This is a genomic window from Sorangium sp. So ce726, assembly GCF_051521405.1.
Classification (GTDB): Bacteria; Myxococcota_A; Polyangia; order Polyangiales; family Polyangiaceae; genus Sorangium.
Genome location: NZ_CP150349.1, coordinates 6,061,649 through 6,074,005, shown reverse-complemented (window position 1 = coordinate 6,074,005; position 12,357 = coordinate 6,061,649). Strand labels below are relative to the sequence as shown.

The window sequence follows — 12,357 nt, the reverse complement described above, 5'->3', positions numbered from 1 at the left end:
CAAGCAGCAATCGGGCCAGTGCGGCTGTCAGCGTGGACGGGTGGTGGGCGGCTCCGTTGCTGTCGCAGCAGCAGCCGGTGATGATCGGGTGCTGCGGCGCGCGCAGGATCGGTGTCGTCGCCGGCTCGGCGTTGGCCGTCGCTGATGTCCGGACGAACCCAGCGATTTCGTTCGATCGCCCGCGCGAGAGCTTCGCCTACCCCCGCGCGTGCTGCCGCTGCAGCGGCGGGCCGCCGAGCTCGCCCGGGCTCGCGCCCGAGAAGGCCTGGAGCGCGCCGGTGAGATCGGGGAAGACGACCACGTCGCGCGCGGGCTCGCCGGGATCGTAGCGCAGCCAGAGCAACGGCCACGCGTAGGCGCGCACCGCCTGCGCCACGATCCGGCCGCCGGCGGCGAACGCGCCGAGGGTGGCCACCGCGCTCTCGATCGTGCCGGCAAAATGGTGGCCATGAAAATCCGGCTCGACCACCCGGTCGCCGCCGCCTCGGTAGGCGGTGCGTAGCGCCCGGGGGCGGAGGTCGAGGCAGCGCAGGGGCTCGGGGGGATCCGCGGCGCCCAGCGCGCGCTTCAGGGCGCTCTCGAACGCGAACAGCGCCGGCACGAAGGACATCTCGCGTGGCACATAGAGCTCGCGCACCTCGATCGGGCGGTCCTGCAGGTGGCGGATGCGCACCCGCCGCAGTTGGCCGTCGCCCATGCAGGACGCGCAGACGACGAGGCTCGCGCTGGCGCCGGCGCACGCGGTGCAGGGACGGGGGCCGAGATGCTCGACCAGGCGTCGGTAGGCACGTGCCTCGAAGGCGTCGGGGAGCGGCGGCTCTCCCGGCGCGATCTGCAGCGCGTCCTCCACGCTGAGGTCGACGACCTCGGTCCAGCCTTCGCGGCGCACGATCGACGCGAGCATCACCAGCGCTGCCACGCGGCGCTCCTCGGCCGGCGCGCCGGGCGGCAGCGCGAGCCCCTCGGCGCGGGCGCGCCCGAGGGTTGGCAGGTACCGGGCCACGGGGTCGGATGGATCCACCCTGGCAAGGCTAGTACGTCGTCGCCCAAGGACGAATTTGCGGGGGCGAACCGGTGCGATCGGTCGTTATCGACGGCATTTCGGCCGGGCATGGCGACGGATCGCAGCCCCTCGGAAGGTGTGGGCCCAACGCGGGCCCAATCACCGAGCTTGGCGCCTGGCGAACTCGGGATGACCGAGATGTCGCCTCGGGCCGCCGTCGTCGCCTCGCTCGCCAGCACCCTGAGCCGCGCCGTCGCCCTCGGGGACGTCGTGGCAGCCCGGGTCGTTCACGAGGCGATCGCTCGGCTGCTCGGGCTGCCGGTGGTCGAGCTCCGCAGGGTCTGAACTGCTGGCTTGTCTCCGGGGGGACGTTCAAGCGAACCTCAGAGTATGGCGCGCACGGCTCCGGTCCCGAACATCCCGGCCATTCCCGGCATGAACCCCGGCGTCTTCGTGATGGGCGGCGGCGGCGGCGGCGCCGGAGCGGGAGGACCCGGCGGCGGCGCCGGAGCGGGCCGGCAGGGCGCTGGGGGCGGGAGCGGCGGGAACCAGGCGCAGGGCGGTGGCAAGGGCGCCCCGGATCCGCAGCGCTTTCCGCTCTGCGGCACGAAATCGCACCCGGTCGACGTCGCCACGGGGCGCGCGTTCACCCATCCCATTCTCATCGTCGAGCTGCCCGGACCCTTGCCCCTCCAACTGACGCGCAGCTACAGCGCCCAGGCGCACTGCCGCGACGTCGGCCTCGGGTGGGGATGGGCCCACAGCCTCGGCTGGCGCGTCGAGGAGCGCCGCCGCTCCATCGACGTCTGGACGGACCAGGGCACGCGCGTCTCCTTCCCGAAGTCGCTGCGCACGGGCGATGACGTGGTCTCCTCATTCGGCTTCCGCCTCCGCCGTGAGCCGTGGGGCTATGTCGTCGACCCGAACGACGGGCGACTCTATGCCTTCTCGGAGAAGCTCGGCGAGCACCTCTACCTGCTCACGGCGATCGAGGACAGGAACAAGAACCGCATCGCGCTCGTGTACGAGGATGGCCAGCTCGTCGAGGTGACGGACAGCGCCGGCCGGAAGCTCCGCGTGCGCAGGGACGGCGCTGGGCACATCGCCTCGATCGAGGTGAAGAACGCGCTGGAGCAGGGGCGGTGGATCGCCCTGGAGAGATACGATTACGACGCGCGCGGACGGCTCGTCACGGCGACCGACGCCGACGGCTTCTCCGCGCGCTACGAGTATGACGACGAGGCCCGGCTCACCGCCGACGTCGATCGGACCGGCCTCTGCTTCCATTTCGTGTACGACGCCCAGGGGCGGTGCATCGAGTCCTGGGGCGACTACCTATCCAGCCCCGATCCGAGCCTGGACCCGGACGTGCCCTCGGTGCTCGCCTCGGGCCGCCACCCCGCCAGGGGAGTCCACCACTGCGTCTTCGAGTACCTCGACGAGGACTACACGCACGTCATCGACTCGACGCACGTCGGGCATTTCGCGCACAACGCGTTCGGCCTGCTCACCATGGCGCACGACGCCGGGCCGTCGCCCGTGCGCGCCGTGTACGACGCGCGCGGGTTCCTCGCCGTCCTCGAGTATCCGGACGGCGGCTTCGAGCGCTTCGAGCGCGACGGGCGCGGGAACCTGGTTGGCTACACGAACCAGCTCGGCGCCCGTACGTCGATCGTCCGGGATGAGGCGGGCTCCCCCGTCAAGATCACCGACCCGCATGGAGGGGTGACTCAGATCTTTCGCGACGCGTGGGGGAACCCGGAGCACATTGCGAATCCGCTGGGGCAAACCACCACCTACCGCCCCGACCAGCGGGGCCTGCTGCGCGAGCGGATTGATCCGAACGGGGCGAGGACATCGTACCAGGTTGACGCGCAGGGGAACCTGATCGCGGTCGCGTCGCCGAACGGCGCGGTATGGCGCTTCCGGTACGACGCGCTCGGCCGGGTCACAGGGCGCACCGATCCGGCGGGCGCCGAGACGCGCTTCGTCTACTCCGATCGCGGCGACCTCATCGCGGTGATCGACGCCCAGGGAGGCGTCTCGCGGTATCAGTACGACGGGGAGCGGCACCTCGTGCGGGCCCAGAACCCGAGCGGGCATGTCACCGAGTGGGGGTGGGGCGGGTATCACCGGCTCTGCTGGCGCAAGGACGCGAACGGCCACGTGTCCCGCCTGCTCTACAACCGCGAGGGCGAGCTCACCACGGTCGTGAACGAGATCGGGGAGAAGCACCAGCTCCTTTACGATATCTATGGTCGGTTGATCGAGGAGCGCACGTTCGATGGGCGCGTACTGCGCTATCGCCTCGACGCGGCGGGGCGCCCGACGCGGGTCACGACGGGCGAGTCGATGGCGGCCGAGGCGGCAGGGCCGGCCGTGCATACCGATCTCGCGTACGATCTGGCGGGGCGCCTCGTCCAGCGGACGACCCCGGCGGGCGACGAGCATTTTGAGTACGACATGCTCGGCAACCTGGTCGAGACGCGCTGGCCCGGCGGGCGCATCGAGCTCGAGAGGGATCCGCTCGGCCAGATCGTCAAGGAGATCCAGGTCCTGGGGAGCGAGGCGCACGCAGTCGAGGCGCGGTACGACGCGCTGGGCAACCGGATCTCGCGACGCACAACGCTCGGGCACAGCGAGGCGATCGCGCGCGACGCGATGGGCTCGCGCGTGCGCACAGTGCTGGACGATGCGGCGTTGATCGAGCACGGGCTGGATCCCTTCGGTCGCGAGGTCTTCCGGCGTCTCCCGGGCGGCGGCGCGATCGGGACCTCGTACGACCCGCTGGGCCGCCTCTCGCAGCAGCGCCTCACGCGCCCTGGGGAGCGCCCGCCGACCGCGCCGGGCCATCCGGCGTGGGCGGGTGAGCCGCCCGACGCCGTCGTGGCGCTGATGAGCTACCGCCATGATCCGACCGGCGAGCTCGTGGCGCGGAGCGGCGGCGCGCGCGGGGTGACGGAGCTCCGCTACGATCCCGTGGGCCAGTTGCTCGCGATGACGCCCGAGGTGGGGCGGCGCGAGGTGTTCCGTTACGATCCCGCGGGCAACCTGCACGAGGGAGACGGCGCTCCGGAGCGCAGGTACGGCAGGGGCGGGAAGCTCCTCCGGAAGGGGAACGCGGAGTACCGCTGGGACGCCGAGGGGCGGCTCGTCGAGCGGCGCGAGGACGCAGGAGGGGACAAGCCGCGCGTCTACCGCTACGGCTGGAGCGGCGCAGGGCTGCTCGAGCGCGTCGATGCGCCGGACGGCGCCCGCGTCGAGTTCGAGTACGATCCGCTGGCGAGGCGTGTCCGGAAGCGAGTCCTCGCGTGGGACGAGGCGGCAGGCGCGCTGCGGCTCGCGCGCGAGACCCGATTCGTGTGGGATGGAGACGTCCTGGTGCACGAGATCACGCGCTCTCCGGGCCAGAGCGCGGCCGCGCCTGGGGGCGCTGCGGCCTCGGTGCGGACCTATTGCTTCATGGACGACTCGTTCGTCCCGGCGGCGCACCGCGAGGCCGACGGGCGATGGATTCATTACGTTAACGATCCTGTCGGTACGCCGGAGCACCTCCTCGACGACGCGGGCGAGATCGTTGGCTCGCTGGATCGGCAGGCCTTCGGGCTCGAGGCACCGCGCGACGGCGACGCCAGCACCCCGCTGCGGTTCCCGGGGCAGTACGAGGACGCCGAGACCGGCCTCTACTACAATCGCTATCGCTATTACGACCCGGCCGATGGCATGTTCGTCTCCCCGGATCCGCTCGGCGTGTCCGGGGGGTCGGGTTACTACGGTTATGCGGTCAACCCGTTTGCATGGATCGATCCTTTCGGCCTCGCGTCGCTGCGCGAGGCCGAGCGGCTGCTGGAAGACTCCGAGAATCGCAGCTTCGGGAACAACGTGGGGCACGCGCGCGCGCACGTGCCGGGCCCGGGACAGGATCCGTCCGCGCTCGCGACCTCGCGGCCGACAAAGCAGACGAACACGGTCTTCCGCTCGCGCAACCAGGCGCTGCGCTCGCTGCGGGACATCATGACCCGCGACGACGCGGCCCTCCGCTCCCTCGCGCCGGGGCAGGTGCACTCGGGCTCCTACACGCCCAGGGAGACGCTAGAAGGGCTGGAGTCCCAGTCAGGGCAGCCTGCGCAGCGCGCGTGCGTGAATCGCGTCACCTACTCGATCGGGCGGCTTCCGAACGGTCAGCTCCACCTGCTACATTTCGCTCCTCGCCAATCATGAGCTCATCCAGCCAGCGAACCCTCGTCATTCTCGACGAGCGCGGCGCCGCCGCGCGCCTCCCGTCGCAGATCGCGTCGCTCGTGCAGGGGTACCGGATCATCTACCTCTCCGACACGCGCCACGCCCCCTACGGCACGCTTTCGCGGGTGTCGGCGGCCCGCCTCGTGCTCCGGTGCCTCGACCTGGTGCGGGGATACGGCATCTCCGCGGTGCTGCTGGCCAGCGCGGCGGCGTCCCGCGCGGCGCTCCCGGCCGTGCGGATAGCGTGCGCGCGGGCAGGAATCGCGCTCCACGAGGGCGCCTCGCTGGCCGCCAGGGAGGTGGTCCGCCGGCACCGCTTTGGCGACGTCGCCGTGCTCGGAGGCGAGATCGTGGATGAGCGCGCCGTCGCCAAGGCGCTCGCCGAGGCAGGGCTCTCGGCCCGCGCGCGGGCGGTGCCGCTCGATCTCGCCTCGCTGGGCGAGGCGGGCAAGGACGTGCTGGGCCGGCTCGTGGAAGCGCAGCGCGCGCAGGTGGGGACGTACGTGCTCGGCTCGTCGGGAGCCGCGAGCGTAGCGGATCTGATCCGCCGGTCCGATCCAGACGCCGTGATCGTCGAGACGGACACGGCGCTCGCGACGGAGGTCGCCGTGGAGCTGGAGGCCGAGCCGGCGGCGGGGAAGACGGCGTCCTCGGTGATTCGCTGCGCGACCGAGGCGTCCGAGCACTGGCAGGAGCGCATCGCGGAGCTCGCCGGTGTCGCGCCCGACGCCGTGGCCGGCCGGTGGGTCATGCCGGCGGGACCGGGCGAGGGGCCCTTCGCCGTCGCCATGGATGAGGACGGGGATCCGCTCGACTGAGGCGGCCGCGCGACACTGCCCGGGCTCAATGAGCTGGGGAGTCGGGACCTGGCCCGGGTCGCGCCCCTCATCCCAGCAGCTTGTCCGTGAACGCGCCGGAGAACCGCGCTTCGCTCTTGCCCTCGCCTCGGCAACGTCCCGTCTGGCGCCGTCCCCGAGCGACGCTGCCGCCCCCGCCGTGGTGGACGCTGAAGCATCCGACGTCGGCCGTTGGGTCCGCGTTGGGCCACACCCGAGGAGGATCCAGCCGCCCGTGTCCCGTAGAGGTATTGAGAATTGTTGGCCTTTCCGTCGCTCGCTCCGCCGCACCAGCGACGAGGCCCAAGGACGAAGTTGCGGCGGTGAACCGTCGCGATCCGTCGCGCGACCGCCATGGTGCCTTGCCCGCGGGCGTGGCGGCGCGAGCCATCTCTCTGGCGCCTCCGGGCAATGCGAGCCGTCGAGGCAGACGTTAGGGTCAGATCATCGAAGCCGTCGCCCCGTGCCCCGGCCGGGACACGAAGCGCGCGTGACGCTTCGACAAGCGCCATTCTACCGGCGGATCGGCGAGCGCGTTCGCCGCAGTTCGCCACGGAACAAACATGAGCCAGCGAGCGTCCAAGGTCCTTATCTCCATCGCAGCCGCGGCGACGTCCATCATTCCGACGATCGCAGACGTGAACCACACGCACCTGTTCAATCCACTGTGGCCGCCCCACGCCAGATTTCATGGGGCGGTGCTCCTGCTCGTCAACATCATCTCCGGCGTGATGGCTCTGGTGCTGCTCTGGGGTCGTTATGAGGGCCGGGATTCCCGCCTCGCGGTGAGGTTCGCGGCGTTCTTGCCGGCGCACTGCTGGGGCCCGTTCATGCCAGCCTCGCGCCTGCCTGGTACGTCGAGCTGGCCCGACGGGATGGAGCCCTTCGCGTCAATCCACCCCAATATGGTGCTCGCCGTCGTGATCGTCGCCATGTCGGTCGGCGGCGTCGTGCTCGACCGGCGCGCTCGCAACGCGAAGTCTGCTGCCGACGCCGCGCAGCTCGCGCCAACGCACACATAGCATGGGAGTCGGGGGAGGTCGGCGTGGTGAGGATACTCTGCACTTCGCCACCGCTCTGTTACCGCGCCGCGCCGCGCCGCCCCGCCCGACCCTGACCACCAGGGCCGCCCGAGGCGACGGATCGGTAACGGCGAGCTCCCCAGGCCCGGGCCTGACCGTTGGGTCTTGCATTTTTGCCGCCACAAGTTGCGTTTCTGGGCGTTGTCTTGCGTGGTCGCAAGACTCATCCTGGTGCTCATGAACAACGCATCGCTCGTCTCCAGCCCGTCGTCTCGCCTCCACGTCGTGCTAGGCGCCGGCCAGATCGGCCCGCGGGTCGCGGATCTCTTGCTGGCGCAGGGCCATCGCGTGCGCCTGGTGCAGCGCACCCGCCGCGCTCCGGAGCGGCCGGGGCTCACGTCGGTGTGCGGCGACATCACCGACCTCGCCTTCGCCGAGGAGGCCACGCGCGGCGCTAGCGTGGTCTACGATTGCATGAACCCGCCCTACCACCTCTGGGCGACGCAGCTCCTGCCCATCGCGCGCGGCGCGGTGCACGGCGCGAGCAAGGCGGGCGCGAAGCTCGTGGCCCTCGACTGCCTGTACATGTACGGCGTGCCCGACGGGGCCATGAGAGAGGACTCGCCGCGCCGCCCTTGCAGCAAGAAGGGCGCGCTGCGCGTCGAGCTGGAGGAGATGCGCCTCGCGGCCCAGCGCCGTGGCGACGTGCGCGTGGCCATCGGGCGCGCCAGCGACTTCTTTGGCGCCGACGTGCCGCTGTCCGCCTGGGGCGACCGTTTCTATTCGCGCGCGCTCGCCGGAAAAGCCGTGGAGTGCATGGGCGATCCCGAGATGCCTCACTCGTATACTTACGTGGAGGACGTGGCGCGGGGCCTCGTGACGCTGGGCGAGCGGGAGGAGGCCATGGGCCATGTCTGGCACCTGCCGACGGCGCCTGCCGAGAGCACGCGGGCGCTCGCGCAGCGCCTCGGGCGCGCGCTTGCCGTCGAGGTCGAGGTGGCGCGACTCCCGCGCATCCTGCTGCGTGCGATAGGCCTGTTCTCGCCCTTCATGCGGGAAGTGGCCGAGATGGCGTACCAGTGGGACGTGCCCTATGTCATCGACGACACGCGCTTCCGCGAGGCCTTCGGCTGGTCGGCGACCCCCGTCGAGCGGCAGGTCGCCGATATCGCCGCGTGGGCCCGCGGCAGGTACAAGATCGCCGCCCCGCGTGGAGCAGCGGCGATCCCCGCGGCGCGGGCCTGATCGGGCCACGAGCGCGCGGCCGAGTTCTCCGCGGGGCGCAGGCTGGCAGATCGCACGGGAGCGGATCAAATCAACCAGACCACCGCGCGCGAGAAGGACTTGACTCGCCCGGTTGGAGGCCCGGAGATGGCGCTCTTTCTGGAGGGCGTCATGCGTCTCGGTTCCTTGTCTCCGGTGATGGGCCTGCTGGTCGTGGGGCTCGGCGTCGCGTCTTGCGGTTCCGGCGCGGAAGAGCTCCCTGGGGGCTCATCGGAGGGCGGCGGCGGCGCTTCGCAGGTCGGCGTTTCTGTCGGCTCGGCGTCTGGCGGAGGCGGGGCGCCCGGCGCATCGGTCGGCTCGGCGTCTGGCGGAGGCGGGGCGCCCGGCGCGTCGGTCGGCTCGTCGTCTGGCAGCGGCGGGGCGCCCGGCACCTCCGGCGCATCGGTCGGCTCGGCGTCCGGCGGCGGCGGGGCGCCTGGCGAGGGTGGGGGACCGGAGCTCCCGCCGGCCGTCGGACCCCTGGTCAACGGGATCCAGTGGGCCGACACCTCGGGCAAACCCATCCAGGCGCACGGGGGAGGGGTGATCCGGGTAGGCGACTATTACTACTGGTTCGGGGAGAACCGGAACCCGGACGGGACGTTCTATGCCGTCTCCTGCTATCGCTCGACCGATCTGCGGCGCTGGGAGTTCAGGAACCATGTCTTGACGATGGACTCCGACAAGGACCTCGATCCGGCCAACATCGAGCGCCCGAAGGTGGTCTACAACGCATCCACGGACAAATTCGTGATGTGGATGCACTGGGAGAACGGGGTGAACTACGGCGAGGCCCGCGCCGCGGTCGCGAGCTCGAGCACCGTCGACGGCGACTACACGTATCACGGCAGCTTCCGTCCGCTCGCCGGCAGCGGGGTGACCGATCACGGCAAGCCCGGGCACATGTCCCGCGACTGCGGGCTCTTCGTCGATGACGACAGCAAGGCCTATTTCATCTCCGCCACGAACGAGAACTACGATCTCAACCTCTACGAGCTGACCCCCGACTACCTGTCCGTCGCTCGCCTCTCCGCAACGCTCTTCCCCGGCGGGCACCGGGAGGCGCCGGCGCTGTTCAAGCGGAACGGCACCTATTTCCTGCTGACCTCCGGCGCCACGGGCTGGTCGCCCAACCAGGCGAAATACGCGACGTCCCGCTCCCTCGACAGGGGCTGGTCGTCGATGACCAATGTCGGTGACGGCACGACCTACCACTCCCAGTCGACCTACGTGCTCCCGGTCCAGGGCAGCGCCGGGACGGCCTACCTGTACATGGGAGACCGGTGGGCCGGGGCCTGGAGCGGACCGGTCAACAACTCGACGTATGTCTGGCAGCCGATCTCCTTCCCGTCGGACACCACCATGAGCATGCGCTGGAACAACACGCTCACCATCGACACGTCGGCCGGCACCGTCGTCGGAGCGACGAACAATTTCAAGCTCGTCAACAAGAAGAGCGGCAAGGTGATGGATGTCGTCGGCGCGTCGGGCGAGGACGGGGCGGACGTCGTCCAGAACGCGGACAGGGGCGGAGACAGCCAGAAGTGGAGCTTCAACTACAATGGATCGGGCTACTTCCGGCTGACCAACGTCAAGAGCGGCAAGGTGCTGGATGTCCCTGACGAGTCGACGAGCGACGGCGTCGCGCTGGTGCAATGGGAGAACCATGACGGCGACAACCAGGCGTGGCTGTTCATCGATCTGGGCGGCGGCGATTTCCAGATCAAGAACAAGAAGAGCGGCAAGCTGATCGGGGTGTACCAGGGCTCCACCGAGGACGCCGCCGTGATCGAGCAGCGGGCGGGCGGCAGCGGCGACGAGCAGCGATGGCAGATCGACGTCGCCGAGTGATGGGGGGATGACCGGCGGAGCGGCCCCCAGCGGGGGCCGCGGCGACGCTGGCGCCGGTGAGCGCCGAGCCCGGCCCGATCGAGGTCGAGCCGGGCCGGGTGGAGGAGCGCGGCGCCGCTACGACCGGACGCGCCGCCGCCGCCCGAGCGCGAGGCCCGCGAGCGCCGCTGCGAGCGCGCCGGCGCTGCCCGCGGAGCCTGCCTGGCCAGCTGCGCTGCACCCCGCTGCGGCCGGCGCGACGTCGCCGCCCGTGTCCGCATCGGCATCGGCCGGCGCCGGCAGCGCGTCGGGCTCGTGCAGATCCCGAGCCCACATCGGCGCGTCGAGCAGCTCGTCCCTGAACCAGGTGGACAGCACCTCACGCTCGCCGCCGCCCTCCAGCGCGCCTGCGAGGTTCGCGGGCGCCGCGAGGAGCGCAGGGGAGCCTGCCGCGCTCGTGACCTGAGCCAGCGTGTTGCCAATGGTCACGTGCCAGCTCCCGTCGAGCCAGCGCCCGTGCCCGAGGTCCGAGCTGATCACCTCGGGTGCGCCCCCCGGCCGGCCGATGTAGCGCTTGCCGCCGTTCAGGAAGAGGACGTCGCCGGTGTCGCTGAGGCCGTCGTGGCCGACCCGGAGCTTCGCTTGATCGAACTGGCTCGATGTCGCGAAGTCGCTGATCTGATGCTGCTCGCCGTCGGGGGTCCGCAGCCACACCTGGTTGACGGCGCCATTGCTCTTCAGGAAGCCGGCGTGGCCCGCGTGCGCCAGCAGCCCGGCCGAGGCGCCCGTGATCGAGTCGCCCAGGAACACCTCTTCTCCATCCGCCGTGTACAGGTAGCTCGAGCTCGTGCGCCCGTCCCACCACCGGCCGACGACGTTCGTCCCGTCGGTGATCGGCCGCTGCAGGTTGCCCTCGTGATCGCCGAGGAGCGCCCCGCCAGGCCCGACGATCGAGGCTCCCTCATAGGTGCCGAAGTAGATCTCGCCGGAAGCCGTGATGTCGGCCTGGAATGGCGATCGGCTGCCCCAGCTGAACCAGAGGGTCGTGTTGTCCCCCGTGGACGAGTCGTGCGCGTGGGCCCAGTCGTCGCTGTCCGAGGTCCACACCGCCGTGTCGCCGTTCACCGCGTCGAGGCGCGCCGCGCGCCCGACCGTGCTCCGAACGCCGTTGATCCAGGAGCGGACGTAGCCGTTTGTCGTCTGGTACACAGCCCCGGACGGCATGAGCGCGCCATACACCGCGCTGAGCGGGGCATCTCCCGCCGGCATCGTCTCGATCCACGTCACGGCCCGTGTGGCGCGCTCGACGATCCCGATGCGCCCGCGGTCGTTCAGGACAAGGAGCCGCGTGGCATCGAAGTCGAGGATGGCGCCAGGAGCGCGCTCGACCACGGTGAGCCGCGGGCTCCGATCGACGTGGATCGGGCCGACCGTCCGCGTGACGGTCGGGCCCACGCCGTCGCTGGCCTCGATCGTGAGCGTGTACGTCCTGCCCGACGGGAGCTGATAGACAACAGGGTTTCCCCACCGGTCCTCCTTGATGTAGAGCCGCTCCGGGTGGGACGACTGGAGTTCTTGCGGCGCCGTGGTGAGGAAGTTAATGACTACGTTGGCGCGCCCGACGTCCGCGGGGCTCCTGAACTCCGCCGATAGGCGCTGGCACTCGTACGGCGGCGTCGGGATGCACTTCGCGTCGAAGCGCACGCCTGCTGTCAGGGTATCGTTCGGTAGCACGTTCCATCCGAGGGTCGGCGGCGCGTACCGGTGCAATGTGCGCTGTGCGGTCGCCATCTCGCCGAGCGTGCTGTACGCGTCGACCGTCACGACGTGAGGTCCATAGGGAAGATCGCCCCCGAGCTCGCCGAGATCGAACGACCCTTCGAAGGTGCCGTCTTCCGTCGGCGTGAGCTCGATGACGATCCCCTCGAACTCCGCTTCTACGTAGTAGACATCGTCTGGCGCCTGCGCCGCGACGCGCACCGGGATCGTATCGCCCTCGATGAACACGTTGCTCGGCTGGACGATCTGGACCGTGACGGCAGCGTCAGCGGCACCGGCAGAGAGGGACAGGGCAAAAGCAATCGCGGTGCCAACGTATCGACGGTAAGCTTGCATGGACCCTCCGTATTTCAGGAGGCTTCGGTGCGCCTGCGGTCCCTCT

The 12,357-nt window shown here is 70.6% G+C and carries 8 protein-coding genes; 6 read left to right on the top strand and 2 right to left on the bottom strand.

Annotation, left to right across the window (positions count from 1 at the left end):
• Positions 1-196: 196 nt before the first annotated feature.
• Positions 197-1,021, bottom strand: a complete 825-nt coding sequence (locus WME79_RS22675; RefSeq protein ID WP_437538867.1) for a hypothetical protein — start codon at positions 1,019-1,021, stop codon at positions 197-199.
• A gap of 171 nt (positions 1,022-1,192) precedes the next feature.
• Between WME79_RS22675 and WME79_RS22670 the strand changes: the two genes are divergently transcribed.
• The 6 genes from WME79_RS22670 (at position 1,193) to WME79_RS22645 (ending at position 10,217) form a co-directional block, all read left to right on the top strand.
• Positions 1,193-1,348, top strand: a complete 156-nt coding sequence (locus WME79_RS22670) for a hypothetical protein (protein ID WP_437538865.1) — start codon at positions 1,193-1,195, stop codon at positions 1,346-1,348.
• 45 nt (positions 1,349-1,393) lie between these two features.
• The gene (locus WME79_RS22665) at positions 1,394-5,224 is read left to right on the top strand and encodes an RHS repeat-associated core domain-containing protein (RefSeq protein WP_437538863.1); all 3,831 of its coding nucleotides are present in this window, start codon (positions 1,394-1,396) and stop codon (positions 5,222-5,224) included.
• Positions 5,221-6,063: a hypothetical protein gene (locus tag WME79_RS22660; protein WP_437538861.1), complete on the top strand. Its 843-nt coding sequence runs from the start codon at positions 5,221-5,223 to the stop codon at positions 6,061-6,063. The genes WME79_RS22665 and WME79_RS22660 overlap by 4 nt, the downstream gene beginning before the upstream one ends.
• 581 nt (positions 6,064-6,644) lie before the next feature.
• Positions 6,645-7,103 (top strand): DUF6640 family protein, encoded by a 459-nt coding sequence (locus WME79_RS22655; RefSeq protein WP_437538859.1) that lies wholly within the window; start codon positions 6,645-6,647, stop codon positions 7,101-7,103.
• A gap of 210 nt (positions 7,104-7,313) precedes the next feature.
• Positions 7,314-8,348: an NAD-dependent epimerase/dehydratase family protein gene (locus WME79_RS22650; RefSeq protein ID WP_437538857.1), complete on the top strand. Its 1,035-nt coding sequence runs from the start codon at positions 7,314-7,316 to the stop codon at positions 8,346-8,348.
• A 150-nt stretch (positions 8,349-8,498) separates the two neighbouring features.
• Positions 8,499-10,217, top strand: coding sequence for an RICIN domain-containing protein (locus WME79_RS22645; protein ID WP_437538855.1), 1,719 nt, complete (start codon positions 8,499-8,501; stop codon positions 10,215-10,217).
• 117 nt (positions 10,218-10,334) lie between these two features.
• Here the strand turns inward: WME79_RS22645 and WME79_RS22640 are convergent, their stop codons facing one another.
• Positions 10,335-12,311 carry a hypothetical protein gene (locus WME79_RS22640; RefSeq protein WP_437538853.1) on the bottom strand — a complete coding sequence of 659 codons (1,977 nt, stop codon included), beginning with the start codon at positions 12,309-12,311 and terminating at the stop codon, positions 10,335-10,337.
• Positions 12,312-12,357: the final 46 nt, after the last annotated feature.